The organism is Staphylococcus pseudoxylosus (assembly GCF_003697915.1).
Lineage (GTDB): Bacteria > Bacillota > Bacilli > Staphylococcales > Staphylococcaceae > Staphylococcus > Staphylococcus pseudoxylosus.
Genome location: NZ_RCVN01000002.1, coordinates 184,627 through 206,345, shown reverse-complemented (window position 1 = coordinate 206,345; position 21,719 = coordinate 184,627). Strand labels below are relative to the sequence as shown.

Here is a 21,719-nt window from a genome sequence, read left to right as displayed (position 1 = left end):
AAACCATTGGTATAAAAAATATACTTGTTAGCAATAATATATACCTTGTTTAACAGAAAATCAATACCTAGCATTTGCACACTACGATTCATTAATTATAAATTAATTTCAATTCATAAAAAGACACGAAACTATTAAGTTTGTGTCTTTTTAAATTATTCATTGTTTTTAAATTCTAAATAATAAAGGCTGAATTCTAAGTCGTTTTTTAAATGGTCTTCGAGTAACGTGACAGCCAAATTAATATCCCTATCATACAGTGCTGAAACAATGGCCTTGTGTTCTTCTATTAAGCCGGGACGACGTTTGTTAATTACAGTTTGGCTAAATAAATAAATGAAACTCTTATATTTCTGGTATGTATCTAGAATAAATTGGTTATTAGTAGCAGCGATAATTTTTTGATGGAATTTGTCATTGATTTCAATGATTTTAGCTTCATCCTCGACTTCGATATCTATCTCTGTATAACTTTTTAATTCTTCTAAATCTGATGTTGTATAAACAATAGCAGCTTTTTTTAATGCGTGTGTTTCTAATAAAATACGCATTTCAAATATTTGTCTGTATTCTTCACTGGTTGGTATGAAAATATAAGCATTTTTAATAAAGTATTCTAGTTCTAGTTGCTTTAATGCTTCACGAATTGGAGTTCGACTTACCTCATACTTTTTTGCAAGTTTAGCTTCTGTAATTTTCTCATCTTTTTTAAAAGTACCAGAAATAATATCATTTCTTATTCTTTGATAAATTGTTAATTCATTATTATTCAATTAACTCACCTCATTACAATAAGTGTACTATAAAAAAAATAGTAATAAAATGTATACATTTTAACTAGTTTGGTATACAATATCTCTTGTAAACGTTTTCAGAAAGGGTGTTAATTATGAAAGTAGGATTTATAGGTTTAGGTATTATGGGCAAACCAATGGTAGAAAATTTATTAAAAGCGAACGTAACTGTTCTTGTTAATGATTTAAATAAAGAAGCAGAAAATGAAGTAGTGAGACAAGGTGCAAATGCTGTTTCAGTACAACAAATGGCTCAACAAGCTGACTATGTTATTACATCATTACCAAATGGTGCGATAGTAAAGGCTGTTTTATATAGTGGTGAAGATGCAATAGTTAAACAAACTGATATTAAAGTAAAAGCTGTTATTGATACTAGCTCTTTAACTCCAAATGAATCATTGGAAATAAGTAAAGTACTAGAAACAAAACAAATTAAATATATGGATGCTCCCGTAAGTGGGGGAGAACCTTTAGCTATAACAGGTGAATTATCAGTGATGATTGGTTGCGCAGAAACGGATTTACCAGAAGTTCAAAAAGTTTTAGAACCTATTGCTGCATCAGTTATAAGAGTCGGAGATGTTGGTGCTGGTAGCGTAGTAAAGTTAGCAAATCAAATTATAGTTAACACCAACATTGCTGCGCTTTCTGAAGCGGTAGTATTAGCGAAAAAATTTGATATAGATTTAGCAAATATGTATAAAGCAATTAAAGGTGGTCTAGCAGGTTCTAGCGTAATGGATGCGAAGTTTCCAAAAATGATTGAGGAAGACTATCAACCAGGGGGCACGCTAAACATAAATTTAAAAGATATGAAAAACGTGAGTTCAACAGCAGATACAGTTGGTCTTACATTGCCTATAGCAAATCAAGTGAAAGAAATATACAAATCAGAAGTTGCACGCGGTAATGGTATGAATGATCATTCAGGCATTATAAAATTCTTTGAAAATATAAATAATATGTAGGTGAAAAGATGTTAACTGAACGTTTAATAAATGAAATGAAGCATGATGTTATTTCAAAAAATCTTAATACTTTTAAATATAAAATTATTGTCCTAGATGACGACCCAACTGGCACTCAAACAGTAAAAGACTTACCAGTATATACAGAATGGTCAGAATCGTTAATTGAAGATGGTTTTAAGCAAAAGAATCATATGTTTTATATATTGACGAATTCTAGAGCATTAAATGAACAAGAAACAACACAACTACATCAAGAAATCAGTCGTAATATAGCACGAGTTTCGCAACGATTAGATCATCCATACATTGTAATAAGTAGAGGAGATTCGACATTAAGAGGGCATTTTTATTTAGAACCGAAAGTCTTGAGCGAAGCTTCAGATGAACAATTTGATGGAGTATTTTATATACCAGCGTTCTTTGAAGGGAAACGTTACACATTTGATGGTATTCATTACTTAAAAGAAGGTGACGCATATATGCCTGTGTCTGAAAGTGAATTTGCAAATGATACTACATTTGGATTTAGTAGTAGAACGATGGCAAGTTTTATAGAAGAGAAAAGTAACGGAGAAATTAATGCAAATGACGTAAAACATATTCGTTTATCACAAATACGTGAACGCGATGCTCAATCAATTAATGAAGTGCTTAACAGTATCTCAAATTTTGATGCTGTTGTTGTCGATGCATTAAATGATGAAGACATGGATTATTTTGTTTCATGTTTAACTACATTTTTAGGAAGTAATGATAAAAAATTCATGTTTAGAACAGCCGCGTCTTTTGTTAAAGCTATGTGCGAAACACCTGGAGAGATTATTAACTTGAATCATTATGGTAACCAGACGAATGGTGGACTAATGATTGTAGGATCACATGTTAAAAAAACTTCATCGCAGCTACAACATTTATTAACAAATACTGATATTGCATCCATTGAGTTTGATGTAAAAGCAGTCACTACAAATGATTTACAATCGTACATAAACCAACAAATAGAAAAAGTGACATCATTGATTCAATCGGAGAGAGATGTCGTTGTCTATACTTCAAGAGATGTAATCAAAACAGAAGATTTAACGAATAATTTAAGTATTTCTACGAATATTTCGAATGCATTGGTTGGTATTGTACAAGGCTTAAAAGTAAAACCAAGATTCATTATTGCTAAAGGTGGTATTACTTCTAGCGATGTTGCCACTAAAGGACTGAATATTAAAAAGGCAATTGTTATCGGTCAAATAACGCAAGGCGTACCAGTTTGGTTAACAGGGGAAGAAGCAAAGTATAGTCAAATGCCTTATGTTATTTTCCCGGGAAATATTGGAGACGAAGATACATTAACAACTGTATATAAGATGAATTCGAAAGAGATATAGAAAGTAGGGGAAGAACATGATGGGAGAAATTTGGCCGTTAGTTGCTGTTGTGATTGGAGTACTTATATTATTAATGTTAATTATGTGGTTTAAACTTAATACATTTATTGCTCTAATTATCACTTCAATGGTAACCGGTATTTTACTGGGAATGCCTTTAGATACAATTGTAACCACTATTGAAAAAGGTATGGGGGATACACTAGGACATATTGCGATTATTTTTGGATTAGGTTCTATATTAGGTAAGTTATTGTCAGATGGTGGTGGTGCTACACGTATTGCCGATACATTAATCAATGTATTTGGTAAGAAATATGTGACGTGGGCAATGATTATCGCGTCATTTATTATTGGGATATCATTATTCTTGGAAGTGGCATTTGTGTTATTAATACCTTTAGTATTTACATTAGCTAAAAGGATGCAGATTTCAAACTTAACAGTTGGGCTTCCGATGGCAACCTCTATTGCAGTCACACATGGTTTTTTACCGCCACATCCAGGACCAGTTGCAATTTCAGAAGCGGTAAATGCTAATATTGGTCATGTATTGATGTATGGGGTTATTATCGGTATACCTTTAGCAATTATTGTTGGAGCTATTTTCCCAAAAATTGCACATAAATTAACGCCTGAAGCTTTCAATAGGAAAGGAAATCAAGCAGCTGTCGGTGAGTTTAAAGTATTTGAAAACAAAGATTTACCAAGTTTTGGTATGAGTTTGCTCACAGCACTTGCACCAGTTATCTTGATGCTATTAGCTACAATTGTACAGTTAATAACTGATAATGAAGACGGAAAAGCAAATGGTTTCGAAGGTTTTATCTACTTTATTGGAACCTCTGTAACTGCGATGTTAATTGCCGTATTATTTGCAATTTATTCTATGGGTATTAGAAGGAAACAGAGTATGAAGCAGATTATGGATACCGTTTCGAATGCCATTACCCCCATTGCAATGCTTATTCTTATCATAGGTGGAGGCGGAACATTTAAACAGATACTAATTGATGGTGGTGTAGGTGACACCATTTCAGAGATATTTAAAGGTACTGAAATGTCACCACTTATCCTTGCATGGTTAGCTGCGGCGTTATTACGGACAGCACTAGGATCAACAACAGTTGCAGCGATTTCGTCAGTAGGTATTGTTTTACCTTTATTACAATCGTCTGATGTCAATATTTCATTAGTTGTTTTAGCCATCGGAGCCGGTAGTATTTTCTGTTCACATGTGAATGATGCAGGATTTTGGATGTTCAAAGAATATTTTGTTTTAACTATGAAAGAAACATTTTTAACTTGGACCTTGTTAGAGTCCATCTTATCAGTTGTAGGTTTAGGATTAATTTTAATTGTGAATTTCATCGTATAATAATAAATTGGAGTGAGTATTCTCAATCAAGTTTGGTTGGGGACTCGCTCTTCTTTATTATAAAAGAGTTATTATTTTTATTAGAAAAACGATTATCTATTATTTATAAAAGCTTTGATATGATATTGGGATCCTTAATTTAAATAGTTATTCTAACAACATCATAAAGGCCAATATGACCAAACAGAATGACATACAAATTTTATATGCAGTATTATATTTTAATAATATTTTTTTGAAACAAAGCCCTAAAAATGCCCAAGCAATAGCGCCAGAAACGCCTATTAGTGCGATGGTAACTGTATAGCTCATGGAAGCGAAAAATGTCATGTCTTGTGTAGTGATATAAGTGACAATTGCAGTTAGCACGTAAACGATAGTCTTAGGGTTCATGTATTGAAGATATAATCCATCGCGTAAACGATATGTATGACCAAGGCTATCATTGTTGTGATTATGTTTAAACACTGTATATGCTAGATATAATAAATAAACAAATCCTAGAAATTTTATAATCAAAATAAAACTTGTGAAATAAATTGTCATAAACTTACTAAAAATAAGACATAGCAATGAAAGTGTTAAGAAGCCTAAACCAATTCCAATTAGGAATTTCAATGTACCTCTAATACCTAATCGTAAGGCGCCATCCAAAGCTAATAAATTATTTGGTCCAGGTGTATAGCTCATGAAAAATGTATAAATGATAAAAGATATAAACAAATTGCATTCTCCTCGCATTATCCTTTACTATGGAAATATACCGATAATAATTCCTATGTATAGGATATATCCTTTTAAAAGGATTTTATATCCACTTTAAAGGAAAGTCAATATAAAAAGGAGCAGTTATGATGGAATTCCATAAAATTGTGGCAAAAAATATTTATCTATATAGAAAGAAAAACAAAATTAGTCTGGAAAAATTATCAAAACTCACTGGGGTGAGTACGTCTTCGCTAAATGAGATAGAAAAAGGCAATACAATTCCATCTATTAATACTGTTTGGAAGATTAGTAACGGACTGAAATTGTCATTTAGTAGCCTGATGAGTGAAGCAGAATCTGACTATATCCAAGTAAAAAAGGAAGATATTGTACCAGTAACAGAAAATGAAGGGAAATATAGAGTTTATCCTTACTTTCCATTTGAAAAAAGTAAGTCATTTGAGTTCTTCTATGTTGAATTAGACCCCGGTGCCACTTTAAATTCTGAACCACATTTGGCTGGCTCTGAAGAATCAATTATCATTATTGAAGGTCAATTAGAAATGCATTTAGAAAATGAAGTACTTACTTTAAAAGAAAGAGATGCATTGAGATTTAAATCTGATATTGCTCATAGTTATATTAACAATGGAAACGAAATTACACTCATTTCTATGGTTATAGATTACAAGTAAAAAGTCAGAATCCAGATAAATCTATTTCTGGGTTCTGACTTTTTACTTAATAAAGTGAGTGGCGTAACGAAATTATTTTTAGCGATAAGTAATTTGATTGTCTTATTTAGCATAAGGTAAAATTGTGAAAAATTTTAAAATTACAAAATTGTCACCTCTTTTTCACTCTATAATATGGTAGCTGTAATGACTGCAATGATAGACTTAAGCGAAGTTTAATTGGTTTAAACTATTGTGAATAATTAACTGGCGTATCATAAATTTAGAGTGAAGAGGAGTAATATTTTGAACAAAATTAACAATAGAATAGAAACATTGGATTTTCTCCGTGGTTTTGCGTTATTAGGGATTATACTTGTAAATATTATCGCGATTGCACAATTACCGGCGCCGGAACTTTCAAATGATATTACGTATAAAAAGTTCCTGGATTTCTTTATTGAAAGTAAGTTTTTTGCTATTTTTTCATATTTATTTGGTATTGGTTTTTATATATTTATGCAAAGAGCTGAGCATAAAACTGGAAATAAGTATGTTATATTTTTACGTCGTATTATTATACTTGGTATTTTTGGTTTCTTACATATGCAATTGCAACCGGGAGAGGCATTGCTAATATACGCGATATTCGGATTGTTGCTGATTCCATTTTTTAAATTGAACAAGTATATTAATTTTACAATCGGTTTAATTGTATTAGTTTTGTTTATTTGGTTAGATGCTAAATTCTTGATTCCATTTCCATATTTTATATTAGGATTAGCGTCAGCACAATTTGGAATTATTTTTAAATTTGATACTGCGAGCAAGGTATGGAGTATAGTAGCAATTAGTTCAGGGATTATATCAATAATTGGATGGTATGTACTTAATAAATTCTACGTTGTACCATATATTGATTTATTACCCCGACAATTGCAAAAGAGTACAGAAGATTATATAACAGCTGTAGACCAATATCATCATCTTATTACGATATTCTCACCTTTCATGAGTTTATTTTATATTTCTTGTCTCATTTTATTACTGAATATGACGTGGGGACGTTTTATTTTAACGCCCCTAAAGTATTATGGCAGAATGGCATTAACTAATTATATTGGGCAGACTTTAATTATATACTTATTAATTATAATATTTGATGGGAAACATTGGAGTTTACTTCAATCATTATGGATATGTTTAACGATTTATATAGTTCAAATAATTATAAGTATGCTATGGCTTAAATATTTTAAATTGGGACCCTTAGAATATATATGGAAATTAGCAACTTATATGAAATGGATTAACATGAAAAAATAAAACTAATCACAAAAAGTCCGAGACAGCTATTTAGGTCTCGGACTTTTCTTGTGATTTGTTATTCTTGCTAGAAACGGAATAATATAATGAAATCATTTTTACTACTTGTATTTATAAAAATTTTGTTCATTTTTTGCTTTATCTATCCAAAAATCAGCATTGGGTATTTCTTTGTTTGTAGGACGATATACAGCTAAACTGCCGGAACCTTTTTCTTTTTTTTGCTTTTCAAAATCTTTAAGAGCATGAAAGGCAGGCTTAAATAGCATCCATATAGCTATAATATTTAACCACGCCATCAAACCGACACCTAAGTCACCCATATCCCAAGCAGCATCTGCTGTTTTTAAAGTTACAAATGCAGTAGCAATAATTAACATACAACGAGTCAAAGTGATATAAAAATTTGATTTTTTAGGAGTCATTCTCCGAGTTAGATATGCCATATTTGTTTCAGAAATGTATGAGTATGCCAATATTGTAGTAAATGCAAAGAAAAATAGAGCAATAGCTATAAAATATGAGCCAAAACCAGCAAAATTAGGATCGAAATGGTAGTCAGATCCTTGGAATGCTTTATCAATACCAGATTGAACATACATCGCTGTACCCGAATAATCTTTTGAACCATCTGCATTCTGTACATAAATACCATTATCCTCTATTAAATTTGGAGATCCATGTGCATTTTTAGTACCATCTGTAGTGTTAAAAGTACCTGACATTAAAATAATTAATGCAGTGGCGGTACAAACAAATAGTGTATCTATGTAGGCAGAGAATGCTTGAACAAGGCCTTGTTTAGCTGGGTGAGATACTTCAGCTGCCGCAGCTGCGTGAGGGCCTGTGCCTTGTCCGGCTTCATTAGAATAAAGTCCTCTTTTCACACCAATTTCAATCATTGCACCGACTATACCACCAAATGTTGATTGTAGTCCCAGTGCAGATTTAAATATAAGTGCAAACAATGCTGGTACTTCTCCTAAATTCAGACAAATAATAATAACAGCTAACAAGATATACGCAATAGCCATAAATGGGACCACTGCAGTAGCCATACTAGCAATGCGCTTAATACCACCAAATATTATGAGCGCAAGAAGTATGATTAGACAAATTGTGACAATCCATTTTGGAATATTAAAAGCACTGTGCAAAGAAGTTGCAATTGCATTGGATTGAACACCTGGCATTAAGAAACCTATAGATATTACTGTAATAGCAGCAAATACTAGCGCGAATATTTTACCAAATTTGCCTCCAATACCTTTCTCTATATAGAAAGCAGGTCCACCTCTGTACTCTCCGTTTTCTTTTTGCTTATAGATTTGGCCTAGTGTGGATTCTACAAACGCTGTACTAGCACCAATTAACGCAGTAACCCACATCCAAAATACTGCGCCAGGTCCACCTATAAAAATGGCTGCAGAAACACCGACAATATTTCCAGTACCAACTCTGCCAGCAAGAGATAGGGATATAGCCTGGAAGCTAGAAATACCTTGTGGAGATTTTTCACCTTTAAATAATAAGCGAATCATTTCTTTAAATTGCCTGATTTGTGCGAAACGAGACATAATTGAAAATAGTAATCCAGTAATTAATAATCCAAAGACGAGCGGTGGACTCCAAATGATTTTATCTAAGAAACTAATGATCTCTGAGAGCAAAATAATTCTCCTAACATAATGAATTTACACTAATTTTTGTAAGCGTTTCCACTGATTCTACACTTTTGAAAAATCTTAGCAAGTCTACATATTAAATTGTTAATTGTTTAATTCATTAAATTATTAAAATTATTTTAAAATGTTTATAAAGAAGAAAATAATAGTGATATGATGTAAAGGAATTTGAAAATTATGTGAGATTTTGTATTTGAATATTTTCAATTAATTGGATATAGGGGTATATGTATGGATGTAATTATAATACTTAGTCTGTTCGCGATATTTCTAGGAGGATTAGTAAGGACATATTTTGGATTTGGAGAAGCACTTATAAGTATGCCATTACTAGCACTAATAGGTTTAGAAACGCATGCAGCAATATCTGTCGTTGGTTTGGCTGGCTTATTTGTAGCGAGTTTAAATATATTTTCTGGTTATAGAAATATAAAATATAATGTTTTATTCCTGATGTTAGTAGGTAGTTTAGTTGGTATACCTATAGGTATTTGGATTTTAAGATATTTTAATACTAATATTGTGCAAATGATGTTAGGTGGATTTTTAATTATGTACGGTACATATTCATTATGTAAGTTTTTATTTTTTAATAATCGCATACGAGTTGTATTAAAATCTAACATATGGTCTGGTATTACAGGCATTGTTTCTGGAACTTTAGGCAGTCTATATAACTCTCATGGTGTTCCAGTTGTAATCTATGGTACTTTATCACGTTGGCATATCAAAGATTTTAGAAGTACAATTCAAGCACACTTTTTTTAACGGCAATATTTGTAGTTATGGGGCAAGGGTTTGGCGGTATATGGACAGAACAAACGATTCCTTTATTTTTATTGTCATATTGGGAGCGTTAATATTAATAACTTAAAAAAGAATAAAGTATGATGCTCCTCTTCATTATTGCATCATAATAAATAAAATCGCTTTAAAATACTATTTCACTATAGACACTTTAAAGCGGTTTTATTATAAAAATATAAATCATTATTTAATTTTATTTGAGTTAGCATTTATTCTTTTATTTAAAAGTACAAAGAATAAAATAAAGGCAATAGAAATCATGATGTGGCCTAAACCTGCGATACCTGCAATTGCTGGGCTAACGCTAAAGCCTTTGATAGTTGCAATACCATTAACATATTGCATAGCTACTGTTACTAAAATACCTAAGTGGAATAAATAGAAAAAGCTATTAAATAACTTACTATTTTTAGTTAATTTCAATTGGTATTCAATAACCATAAATATTAAGAACATTATCGTACCTAAAACGAGTAAATGCGTGTGTGTGACATTTAATTGAGAGTAGCCACTAAAATTTTCGCCTTTAGACATTTCACGGTAAAAAAGACCACTTAACATACCTAGTAAAGTATAGAATGCTGAACTAAACATTAATTTTTTCATTTTTTTCGACCTCCGATTTGTTAATAACTGTAATATAAACTTCTTATATGAACTCTATATGAACAAAAAGAAAAAATGCTAATTTTATAGAGTGTATGCAGTTATTAAAAAGATAGGATAAACAGAAAGGGAATTGTGTCTTAGCTATATTTTTTAGTATTAGCAATTATTTTCAGAAAGTCTGTAAATCTGTAGGAGTTGTAATGAATGATGGTTATGAAGTATCGTGCCTTTATTTATAATTTTAGGGCTAATGTGATTGTTGAAATGTGCAGTTGATCATTACTTCCATACCGCCATTTATTAGATAATGATGAAGCCTAAGTAATAACTTTATATTAATTGACCACTTAGGCTTATTGCAATCGGAAATAGTGTTTTAATTTAATTCTTTTGTTGTGCTAGTAAAAGGGGATAAATTGTATCAAGTGTAGGGGTCTTTAAACCATGCAATCGTGCTTTGTTATATAAAAAACCTTGAATTCCTTCAATCTCTAGTGGCTTGTTTTCTAAAACATCGTAGTACATACTCGTCCCCATTTCATTAGGGTAACCTTCATAAATTGCCATAATTTCAGTTACAATTTGTTCTTCAAATCGTACATTTTCAAATTTAGCAATTTCAATACCTTCGCGTAATAAATTATCGCATAGATTTTTAATGCCTGGGACAGTTAATACAGAAGCGGTAGAACGACTCAAAGCAGTTACGCTATTGATAGCTAAGTTCACAAGCAGTTTATACCAAATTGCTGCTCCTATATCATCAGTTAGGTGAATATCTAGTGGTGTATTTTCGAGTTCTTTGCGTAGTGCTTTTGTTTGAGGTGTATTCTTCAAGATTAATTTATGGTCACGAAAGTGAGTCACTTTATCGTTCTCTTTTTGACCACTAATATACACAACAGCTTGATAAACAAATGGATGTTTAAACTTTGATAATTGACCATGACCATTTTGAGCTAAAATAATAGTAGTATCTTTATGTAACAAGTGGTCTAATTCAGTTAAGACTTTTGATAGTTGGTGTATCTTTACAGCGATAAATATAACGTCAAATTTTTCATTACAGTCACTTAAAGCAGTTACAGTTAATTGATGTGCCTCAGTTGAATTTCCATCAACAAAGAAATTAAGCGTTTGATTGCGACGCCCTAATAATTTCAAGTTTGGTTGATTGTGTTGAAGATCAAACGCAATTGTACTTCCTACTGCGCCAGGACCAATAATAGCGAAATTGCTCATGTTATTTTATTTCCTTTTCTAAAAAGTTTAGTTAGTATATGTATAACAATATAAATATATCAAATTGTGGAGTTGATTTTAATTGAAAACATTGAGTCAGTTACAAGCATATAAAGAGAATAAAGAAAAAATTTCAATGGTAACAGCTTATGATTACCCAAGTGCTAAACAAGCTGAAGCAGCACAGATAGATATCATATTAGTTGGAGACTCACTAGGCATGACAGTTTTGGGTTACGACAATACAGTACAAGTAACTGTCGAGGATATGATACATCATGCAAAGGCAGTGCGTAGAGGTGCGCCTGATACTTATGTAGTTGTCGATGTGCCATTTGGTGGAGTAGGCATTTCTGAACAATATGACTTAGAAATAGCAGTCAAATTGTACCAGCAGACTAGTGCCAATGCGATTAAAGCAGAGGGTGCACATCTAACAAAATATATTGGAAATTGTAGCCGTATGGGAATTCCGGTCGTTTCACATTTAGGTCTTACACCACAAAGTGTAGGTATCACAGGATATAAAATGCAAGCAAGTAACAAAGATGCGGCACAACAACTTCTTAATGATGCCCATGCTGTACAACAGGCAGGCGCAGTCATGTTAGTGCTAGAAGCGGTACCTGCTGATCTAGCGGCGGAAATCTCAAAACAACTAGACATTCCTGTAATAGGGATCGGAGCTGGTAAAGATACAGATGGACAAGTGTTGGTTTATCATGATTTATTAAATTACGGTGTCGAGCATCAAGCGAAATTTGTAAAACAATATGGCGATTTTTCAGTTGGCATTGATGCATTGACTGAATACAATAGAGAAGTGAAATCTAGCGAGTTTCCTGATGGGAATCATACTTATAAAAAACGCGTGATGGATGAGGATACAAAATGACTAAAATAATCACGAGTATTAAAGAAATGGGACAGATTACAAATGAACTAAAACGCCAAGGTAATAATATTGGTTTTGTACCTACTATGGGTGCATTACATGATGGACATTTAAAGATGATGGCTCAATCAGTTGCAGAAAATGATGTAACTGTGATTAGCATTTTTGTTAATCCTTTACAATTTGGACCAAATGAAGATTTAGCATCATATCCAAGAGACATTGACGGTGATGCAATTAAAGCACAATCAGTAAACGTTGATTATATATTTCATCCAAACGAGAAGGAAATGTATCCACAAAAACCGACCATTGAAGTGAAAGCAGGCCGTCTTGCTACAGTGTTAGAAGGTGCTGAGAGACCCGGACATTTCGATGGCGTTGTTACTGTTGTTAATAAATTATTTAATATTGTACGCCCCAATAAAGCATATTTTGGTAAGAAAGATGCACAGCAGTTAGCTATCGTTGAAAAAATGGTAGAAGATTTCAATCATCCAATTAAAATTATTGGTGTAGATATCGTAAGAGAAGAAGATGGATTAGCCAAAAGCTCCCGTAATATTTATTTAACAGAACATGAACGTTCAGAAGCGGCATATTTATATAAGAGTCTTTGTTTAGCACAATCAATGTATGAACAAGGAGAGAGAGACAGTAAAAAGTTAATTGAAAAAACACGTAAATATATTGAAAAGCATACCGCTGGTAACATTGAAACAGTGGCTATTTATAGCTATCCACAACTCATTAAACAAGAACAAATAAAAGGGAAAATATTCCTCTCATTAGCAGTTAAATTTAGCAAAGCGCGTTTGATAGATAATATCATTATAGGTGATTAATTAGCATGCTATAAACAATACGCTTAATGCAATTTAACAGAAATTAATCTTATCGTAATATACATTTTACATTTCGACAGTGTTGTTTTATCATATGCTATGAGAGATATATATCGAGAAGCAAATTTATGATATTAAGATAGTATTATAGGGTATGAATACATTAGGAAAAGAATAACTGGTATCTTATAAAATAAAAAACATTATAAATTGCTATTAAAAAGTGATAATTGAAAGGTGGAAACATAATGAGTGAATCAAACTCTAAAGACGTTATTTTAATTGGCGCGGGTGTTTTAAGTACAACATTCGGGACAATGTTAAAAGAACTTGCACCAGATTGGAATATTAAACTTTTTGAAAGACTCGACAAACCTGCTATAGAAAGTTCAAATGAGCGTCATAATGCTGGTACTGGACATGCTGCATTATGTGAATTAAATTATACAGTTGAACAAAAAGATGGCTCAATAGATGTAGAAAAAGCTAAAGAAATAAATGAACAATTTGAGATTTCAAAACAATTTTGGTCTCACTTAGTAAAAAGTAAACAAATCGCGAACCCACAAGAATTTATTCGCCCTTTACCACACATTAGCTTTGTACAAGGGGATAAAAACGTAAACTTCTTGAAAAGACGTTATGAGGCATTAGCGCCATTATCAATGTTTAAAGGTATCGAATATACTGAAGACCATGGAAAACTAAGAGAGTGGATGCCATTGATGATGGAGGGGCGTGACCCAAATGAAACAGTTGCGGCTAGTAAGATTGACGAAGGTACAGATGTAAACTTTGGTGAACTTACTAGAAAGATGGCTAAAAATTTAGGCGAACATGAAAATGCACAGCTTTTCTATAAACATGAAGTCCAAGACTTTAGCCGTCGTAAAGATGGTAAATGGGAAGTTAAAATTAAAGACCTAAAAACTAAAAAAGTAGAACATCATATTACTGATTATCTATTTATCGGTGCTGGTGGTGCAGCGATTCCATTATTACAAAAAACTGGTATCCCAGAAAGCAAACATTTAGGCGGATTCCCAATTACAGGCGAATTTTTAGTATGTAATAACCCTGAAGTTGTAGCTAAACATGAAGTGAAAGCTTATGGTAAGGAACCAGAAGGTACACCACCAATGACTGTACCTCATTTAGATAGACGTTACATTCAAGATGAAAACTCGTTATTATTCGGACCATTTGCAGCAATCGGACCAAAATTCTTAAAAAATGGTTCTAACTTGGATTTATTCAAATCAATTAACCCAAGTAATGTGATTACGATGTTATCAGCAGCTGCTAAGAACTTCCCATTAATTAAATATTCAATTCAAGAAGTATTAGCTAAAAAAGAAGATCGAATGAAAGAATTACGTCGATTTGTTCCTGACGCTAAAGATGAAGATTGGGACATCTTACAAGCTGGTAAACGTGTTCAAGTTATTAAAGACACTAAAGAACATGGTAGAGGATTTATTCAATTTGGTACAGAGGTTGTTAATTCTAAAGATCATTCTGTTATTGCATTATTAGGTGAATCACCAGGTGCTTCAACATCAGTATCTGTTGCTCTAGAAGTTATTGAAAGAAACTTCCCAGGTCAACTTAAACAGTGGGAGCCAAAATTGAAAGAAATGATTCCATCTTATGGTAAATCATTGATTGAAGACTATGCGTTATTGAAACAAATACGTCAAGCTAATGACACAGAGCTTCAATTAAACAATAAATAATAAAATTACTTTAACCTCGAAACATAAACATGTTTCGAGGTTTTTTGTTTTGAATTATATTAATGTATCCAATGTCGTTAAAATGAATTTTATAAAAATAAATTTCTCATAATAACTATATAAATATTTTAACTACTATAGAAAATATTTGGATATTTATCGATACTATGAAAAATATTAATTACTATAATTATTTTAATATTTAAACTATTGCTAAGACGCTTTGAATTGTGCACTATTGAAAATATAATTAATAGTGACTCGCATTACTCGCAAAATAATTGATTAAATGCAAAAAAATTAATATATAATATCATGTTGGTCATCATGTTTAACCATTGGAATGTATGAGAAATATAATCTTGTTCTTATACATTTTAAATAACATGCTGTTTAAATCAACAAATTAATTTAAATTATTTTGTATTTCTCCCCAAAAAATTTCAATGAATTTAGTCTACGCTTTAAATACTTTCAAACTTAAAAAACGAATTTAAGAAGGAATACCAATATAATCTTTATAATTGCGCATGTTTAAATTGTGCGGCACAATAATGTAACTTTTATAAAATGTGTGCGTTTAAATGTATTAATTATGTAAATATTTCGAAAAAACACTTGCATTTATTATTCAATTGGGTAATATCGAGTTGTGAAAAAGTAAATTTGAGGTGGAAAAATTATGAAAAACAAACAAGGGTTTTTACCTAATAGATTGAATAAATACTCTATTAGGAAATTTACAGTTGGGACAGCATCGTTATTAATCGGAGCTACTTTAGTTATGGGGATAGGTAATGAGGCTCAAGCAGATGAACTTGATTCAATAACTAGTGATAGTGCAAGTACTAAAGATAAAGGTGAAGCTTTAGATATAAGTGATATTAAAAGTGTAGAGGAAAATAACTCTATAGAACAAGATTCAGAAGAAGTGGTAAATGAAAGTAACGATAAAGCAACGCAAGAAAAAACAGAAAATTCTGAAGTTAATTCTGCTAATGAAGTAGAACAATCGACAGCAAATGAGAATAGTGATGAACAAATAAAAAATGAAGAACCTAAAACAGAAGAAACTAATACTAAACAAAAGGATTCAGACAACACAGATACAATACAAGAACAAACTCCATCCTCTGATAATACTACAAATGAAACGGTAAATGAAAAGGAAACAACACAAGAAAATAAAAATGAAGAATTAGATACAAGTGATGTGCAATCTAAGACTGTAGCACCATCAACAGAAACTAACACAAAAACAGATTCTGTAAAAACAGAAACATCTGAAACAAAAGTTAATAAGAAATCTGATAGTGAGAAAGCTACAAAAGTAGAACAACCACAAAAAAATGCTAATCAACAAGTTACAGAAAAACAAAAATCAGAAATGAAAAAAGATGAAATTGCAACATCTAAAAATTCAAAAACTTCGTCTGAACTTGATAAATCGAAAGTAACTACTACAGAAGACAAGAAAAATGCTAAATCTAAATTAGAAACAAAGTTAGCAACAGCTAAAGACAAAAAAGCTACAGTTAAATCATTTTTAAGTAGTCAAGTATCAACAATAGAAGCAAAAACGATCATGGATAATGCAGATATTAATTATGAGACTGCCACAGATGAAGAAATCAACATTGAAATCTTGAAAGCGTCACTTATCGAACTTGTTAATGATCAAGAGAGCGCAACAACACTTGCAACACCAACACGTACGATGTTTAGAGCAATGGCTACACCGACAGCGTTAGCTGCGGCAGTAGATCAAAGTGAAGAAGTAGAAAAATCATTAGGTTATTTAGATAATTATACGTTTGCATCGTTAATATTTGATCCAGGTTCACTAGATAATCCAACAACGTTGAATAGTAATGTCATTCCATTTGATATTCATAGTTATATGTCAGGAGCTAACTCTGGAGATAGATATAAAATTGATTTGAAATTAGACCCGATTATCGCTCAACATGTTACAAAGATAACCGTGAATCCATCAGGTAGAAGTCAGCCAGTTGAATTTGTTAGATTAACTGATGAAAATGGCAAGCTGACAAATACTTGGGAAGTAAACTTTATTAGAGCAAATGATGGTTTGTTTGGCGGAGCAGAAATCTTATCACAATACACAGCTACAAACGGTAAAATAGAACTTGATGATACAGTGGCTAATATTTTAAATAGTGCTGGTAGTTTAGAAAATAATAAATTAAATTATCAAATGTTTGTACGTGACTCTACTGGCAATAGAATAGTGCGTACATCTGAAAGCAGTGGTTATTTCTTAACTGGTGCTGACAGTGATTTAGTCGATTTACAAAATAGCGTTTCAAGTGAGAACAGTAATACATTTAAAGCAAGCAGTGGGTCAGCTGCTTACGACGACGCTCCTGGAAAGTATGGCGGTTTTATTATTGATCAACAAATAATGAAAAATGGTATATTTTCATATAGCAAAACGAAAAGTAATCAATGGTCATATAATTATCAAATAGATAAAGACTTATTACCTTATATCGAAAGTGTAGAATTACACAAGTATGATTATCAAGGCTTAAGTGGTTTTGATAAAACGTATCATGTAGCAGACAAAGTTGCTGATTTAACTTTAGATGATATTGGAAATGGCTCAATTACTAGTGATAATTTAAATAAACTTATCGAATTTAACAACCTTTTACCTGAAACAGTAGGTGTTAGAATCGTAATTAAATTAAATCAAAGTGTAAATAACATTTTAACTAAAGATGCAGAATATGATGCACAAGGTAACTTAATCAGAGAAACTACTAAACAAAAAGAAGACTTTACTTTTGCAGGTTATTTAACTGATAGTAAAGGATTACTTATCAATAATACATTAGGCACATCAACGTTAGCTTTACAAGACTATGATAAAGATGGGTTACTAGATAGATACGAACGTCAAGTATCGCTTTCAGATCCTGAAAATAACGATACAGACGGCGACGGAAAAAATGATGGAGATGAAGTCATCAATTATAAGACTTCTCCATTAGTTGGTAAGCCTGAGGCGGCTGACATTACGAACGAAGATACTGTTGTAAATGGCTCAGTTCCGCTAAAAGAAGGTGCCGCATCACAAACAGCTAAAGTTATAGATGCAAATGGTAAAGTGATTGGAACATCATCAGTTAATCCAGATGGTATATTTTCTGTGTCAATTCCTCAATCACCAGAAGGTACATATACAATTGCGATTGATTCGCCTAACTATGAAAATGATGAAATTAATACATTTAACATTATAGATGTTTCTAAAGTACCTGCACCATCTATTAATCCAGTTGACGATAATGATACAGAAATACAAGTTAATGGCACGGCCGGTGCTACTGTTACTGTTCGAGATAACAATAATAATGAAATAGGTTCGGTTCAAATACCAAGCGATGGCTCAGCAGCAACTATAGTATTAAACCAACCGTTAACAGCTGGTACAGTATTAACTGCAACAGCTAGCAAAGATGGTAAAACAAGTGAGATTTCAGACCAAATTACTGTTACAGATGAAACAGCCCCAGATGCACCAGTAATTAATCCAATTACAAGTGATGATACACAAGTTACAGGAAAAGCTGAACCTAATTCATCAGTTACAGTTGGTTTCCCAGGTGGAGGTAAAGTTTCAGTAACTGCTGATGATCAAGGAAACTTTACAGTTGATATACCAAATAGTGTAATTCTTGAAGGTGGAGAAGCATTTAAAGCAATTTCAACAGATGAAGCTGGAAATGAATCGCCAGTAGCAACAACAATAGTTAAAGATGTGAAAGCGCCAGATGTTCCAGTTATTGGGGATATTACTAGTAATAGTAATCAAGTAACAGGAACAGCCGAAGCAAATTCAACGGTAACAGTGACATTTCCAAGTGGAGCAGTTGTAGAAGTAACAGCAGATGAAAATGGCAACTTTACAGCTAGTATCCCAGAAAATGAGGAATTGCAAGGTGGAGAAACAATCCAAGCTACATCAACAGATGTTGCAGGAAATATTTCACAATCTGGTAGTGCAACAGTAATAGATGAAACAGCCCCAGATGCTCCACAAATAAGTCATGTAACAAGCGTGAGCACTGAAATAACAGGAATAGCTGAAGCAAATTCAACGGTAACAGTGATATTTCCAAGTGGAGCAGTTGTAGAAACAACAGCAGATGCACAAGGTAACTTTACAGTTGTTATTCCAGAAAATGAAGCATTACAAGGTGGAGAAACAATCCAAGCTACATCAACAGATGCGACAGGAAACGTTTCGCACCCAGGTTCTACAACAGTTACAGACGAAACAGCACCGGCACCACCAACGGTTAATAGTGTGACAAGCGAAGATGCACAAGTAACAGGAACAGCCGAAGCAAATTCAATAGTAACAGTTACTTTCCCAGGTGGCGTGACAGCTACAGATGAATCAGATGCTAATGGAAATTATGCAGTAGCTATTCCAGATGGAGTTGATTTAGTAGGTGGAGAAGAATTATTACTAGCTTCTATAGATAATAATGGTAATATTTCTGATTCTGTAAAGGCAATGGTTGTAGATACAACAGCGCCAGAGGCACCAAAGGTGAACGAAGTAACAAGTGAAGCAACAACAGTTAGTGGCACAGCGGAACCAGGCTCAACAGTAACCGTCACGTTCCCAGATGGCACAACAGCAACAGGTACAGCGGATGATCAAGGTAACTACACAGTAGAAATCCCATCAAACGTAGACTTGAATGGTGGAGAAGAACTCATAGTTACTTCTAAAGATAAAGAAGGTAATACATCTGAAGAAGCAACAACAACAGTTACTGACACAACAGCACCAGCGGCACCAACGGTGAACGAAGTAACAAGTGAAGATACAACGGTTAGCGGCACAACAGAACCAGGTTCAACAGTAACCGTAACGTTCCCAGATGGTACAACAGCAACAGGTACGGCAGATGATCAAGGTAACTACACAGTAGATATTCCATCAAACGTGAAACTAGAAGGTGGAGAAGAACTCATAGTTACTTCTAAAGATAAAGAAGGCAACACATCTGAGGAAGCAACGACAACAGTTACTGATACAACAGCACCAGAGGCACCAAAGGTGAACGAAGTAACAAGTGAAGATACAACGGTTAGCGGCACAGCGGAACCAGGCTCAACGGTAACAGTCACGTTCCCAGATGGCACAACAACAACAGGTACGGCAGATGATCAAGGTAACTACACAGTAGATATTCCATCAAACGTGAAACTAGAAGGTGGAGAATCAATCAAAGTTGTAGCCGAAGATAAAGATGGTAATACATCTGAAGAAGCAACGACAACAGTTGTAGATACAACAGCGCCAGCGGCACCGACGGTGAAAGAAGTAACAAGTGAAGCAACAACAGTTAGCGGCACAGCGGAACCAGGCTCAACGGTAACCGTCACGTTCCCAGATGGTACAACGGCAACAGGTACAGCGGATGATCAAGGTAACTACACAGTAGACATTCCATCAAACGTGAAACTAGAAGGTGGAGTATCAATCAGAGTTGTAGCCGAAGATAAAGATGGTAATACATCTGAAGAAGCAACAACGACAGTTGTAGATACAACAGCGCCAGAGGCACCAAAGGTGAACGAAGTAACAAGTGAAGCAACAACGGTTAGCGGCACAGCAGAACCAGGCTCAACGGTAACAGTCACGTTCCCAGATGATACAACGGCAACAGGTACAGCAGATGATCAAGGTAACTACACAGTAGAAATCCCATCAAACGTAGACTTGAATGGTGGAGAGCCAATCAGAGTTGTAGTCGAAGATAAAGATGGTAATACATCTGAAGAAGCAACGACAACAGTTGTAGATACAACAGCGCCAGAGGCACCAAAGGTGAAAGAAGTAACAAGTGAAGCAACAACGGTTAGCGGCACAGCAGAACCAGGCTCAACGGTAGCCGTAACGTTCCCAGATCGTACAACGGCAACAGGTACAGCAGATGATCAAGGCAACTACACAGTAGACATTCCGTCAAACGTAGACTTGAATGGTGGAGACACTGTCATAGTGACTGCTACGGATAAAGATGGTAATACATCAGAACCTACAAATACAAATGTAACTGGCACAGGAGAAAATCCAGGCACAGGAGAAAATCCAGGTACAGGAGAAAATCCAGGTACAGGAGAAAATCCAGGCACAGGAGAAAATCCAGGCACAGGAGAAAATCCAGGCACAGGAGAAAATCCAGGTACAGGAGAAAATCCGGGTGCAGGAGAAAATCCAGGCACGGGAGAAAATCCAGGCACGGGAGAAAATACGGTCGCAGGTTCTAATTCACCAAATGCTAGCCACAACACAGATAATAGCAACTCTAATGAATCAAAAGTAGAAGATTCAAATAATAGTTCTAACGTTGTGGAAAACAACAGATCAAAAGATAATAAAGAAAATAAGCGATCAGAATTACCTGAAACAGGTGAGGAAGAAACACGTAATGGTACATTATTTGGTTCATTGTTTGCAGGATTAGGTGCATTATTACTATTTGCTAAACGTCGTAGAAAAAAAGAAGATGAAAAATAGTCGTTTCAAATAAAGTATTATAGAAAGTCATTACTTATAGAGGCTGGGACAAAGTTATGTCCTAGCTTCTATTTTTTATAATTAAGAAAGTACCGC

At 33.4% G+C, this 21,719-nt stretch carries 15 protein-coding genes; 10 read left to right on the top strand and 5 right to left on the bottom strand.

The annotated features are described in order from the left end of the window. Nucleotides 1-155: 155 nt before the first annotated feature. A complete protein-coding gene (locus D9V42_RS02940) occupies nucleotides 156-773 on the bottom strand; it encodes a GntR family transcriptional regulator (protein ID WP_122062989.1) in 618 nt (205 codons plus the stop codon). Nucleotides 774-889: 116 nt separating this feature from the next. Between D9V42_RS02940 and D9V42_RS02935 the strand changes: the two genes are divergently transcribed. The 3 genes from D9V42_RS02935 to D9V42_RS02925 are packed head-to-tail and all read left to right on the top strand — an operon-like array spanning nucleotide 890 to nucleotide 4,528. Continuing rightward, the gene (locus D9V42_RS02935) at nucleotides 890-1,765 is read left to right on the top strand and encodes an NAD(P)-binding domain-containing protein (protein ID WP_107555941.1); all 876 of its coding nucleotides are present in this window, start codon (nucleotides 890-892) and stop codon (nucleotides 1,763-1,765) included. 8 nt (nucleotides 1,766-1,773) lie between these two features. Further along, nucleotides 1,774-3,150 (top strand): four-carbon acid sugar kinase family protein, encoded by a 1,377-nt coding sequence (locus D9V42_RS02930; protein WP_122062987.1) that lies wholly within the window; start codon nucleotides 1,774-1,776, stop codon nucleotides 3,148-3,150. Between the two features lie 16 nt (nucleotides 3,151-3,166). Continuing rightward, nucleotides 3,167-4,528, top strand: a complete 1,362-nt coding sequence (locus D9V42_RS02925; protein WP_122062985.1) for a gluconate:H+ symporter — start codon at nucleotides 3,167-3,169, stop codon at nucleotides 4,526-4,528. A gap of 147 nt (nucleotides 4,529-4,675) precedes the next feature. Here the strand turns inward: D9V42_RS02925 and D9V42_RS02920 are convergent, their stop codons facing one another. Then, a complete protein-coding gene (locus tag D9V42_RS02920) occupies nucleotides 4,676-5,251 on the bottom strand; it encodes a LysE family transporter (RefSeq protein WP_107555944.1) in 576 nt (191 codons plus the stop codon). 131 nt (nucleotides 5,252-5,382) lie between these two features. Between D9V42_RS02920 and D9V42_RS02915 the strand changes: the two genes are divergently transcribed. Both D9V42_RS02915 and D9V42_RS02910 read left to right on the top strand, forming a co-directional pair. Beyond that, complete coding sequence (locus D9V42_RS02915; protein ID WP_051283187.1) at nucleotides 5,383-5,931, top strand: helix-turn-helix domain-containing protein; 549 nt, start codon at nucleotides 5,383-5,385, stop codon at nucleotides 5,929-5,931. Nucleotides 5,932-6,216: 285 nt separating this feature from the next. After that, nucleotides 6,217-7,236 carry a DUF418 domain-containing protein gene (locus tag D9V42_RS02910; RefSeq protein WP_107555945.1) on the top strand — a complete coding sequence of 340 codons (1,020 nt, stop codon included), beginning with the start codon at nucleotides 6,217-6,219 and terminating at the stop codon, nucleotides 7,234-7,236. A gap of 101 nt (nucleotides 7,237-7,337) precedes the next feature. Here the strand turns inward: D9V42_RS02910 and D9V42_RS02905 are convergent, their stop codons facing one another. Then, entirely contained in the window at nucleotides 7,338-8,906 is a 1,569-nt protein-coding gene (locus D9V42_RS02905) for an alanine/glycine:cation symporter family protein (RefSeq protein WP_122062983.1), read from the bottom strand. Nucleotides 8,907-9,152: 246 nt separating this feature from the next. Here D9V42_RS02905 and D9V42_RS02900 point away from each other — a divergent pair, with 246 nt between their 5' ends. Further along, nucleotides 9,153-9,689: a sulfite exporter TauE/SafE family protein gene (locus tag D9V42_RS02900; RefSeq protein ID WP_233665012.1), complete on the top strand. Its 537-nt coding sequence runs from the start codon at nucleotides 9,153-9,155 to the stop codon at nucleotides 9,687-9,689. Nucleotides 9,690-9,911: 222 nt separating this feature from the next. Here the strand turns inward: D9V42_RS02900 and D9V42_RS02895 are convergent, their stop codons facing one another. Beyond that, nucleotides 9,912-10,334, bottom strand: a complete 423-nt coding sequence (locus tag D9V42_RS02895; protein ID WP_029379243.1) for a DUF2871 domain-containing protein — start codon at nucleotides 10,332-10,334, stop codon at nucleotides 9,912-9,914. A gap of 384 nt (nucleotides 10,335-10,718) precedes the next feature. Then, the gene (locus D9V42_RS02890; protein WP_122062982.1) at nucleotides 10,719-11,579 is read right to left on the bottom strand and encodes an oxidoreductase; all 861 of its coding nucleotides are present in this window, start codon (nucleotides 11,577-11,579) and stop codon (nucleotides 10,719-10,721) included. Nucleotides 11,580-11,661: 82 nt separating this feature from the next. Here D9V42_RS02890 and panB point away from each other — a divergent pair, with 82 nt between their 5' ends. The 4 genes from panB (at nucleotide 11,662) to D9V42_RS02870 (ending at nucleotide 21,623) form a co-directional block, all read left to right on the top strand. Further along, nucleotides 11,662-12,474, top strand: a complete 813-nt coding sequence (gene panB / locus D9V42_RS02885) for a 3-methyl-2-oxobutanoate hydroxymethyltransferase (protein ID WP_107563158.1) — start codon at nucleotides 11,662-11,664, stop codon at nucleotides 12,472-12,474. Next, a complete protein-coding gene (panC, locus tag D9V42_RS02880) occupies nucleotides 12,471-13,319 on the top strand; it encodes a pantoate--beta-alanine ligase (RefSeq protein ID WP_122062981.1) in 849 nt (282 codons plus the stop codon). Before panB ends, panC begins: the two co-directional genes overlap by 4 nt. A gap of 248 nt (nucleotides 13,320-13,567) precedes the next feature. After that, nucleotides 13,568-15,055: a malate dehydrogenase (quinone) gene (gene mqo / locus D9V42_RS02875; protein ID WP_107555950.1), complete on the top strand. Its 1,488-nt coding sequence runs from the start codon at nucleotides 13,568-13,570 to the stop codon at nucleotides 15,053-15,055. A gap of 682 nt (nucleotides 15,056-15,737) precedes the next feature. Next, on the top strand, nucleotides 15,738-21,623 hold the full coding sequence (locus D9V42_RS02870) for an Ig-like domain-containing protein (RefSeq protein ID WP_122062979.1): 5,886 nt from the start codon (nucleotides 15,738-15,740) through the stop codon (nucleotides 21,621-21,623). Nucleotides 21,624-21,719 lie beyond the last annotated feature (96 nt).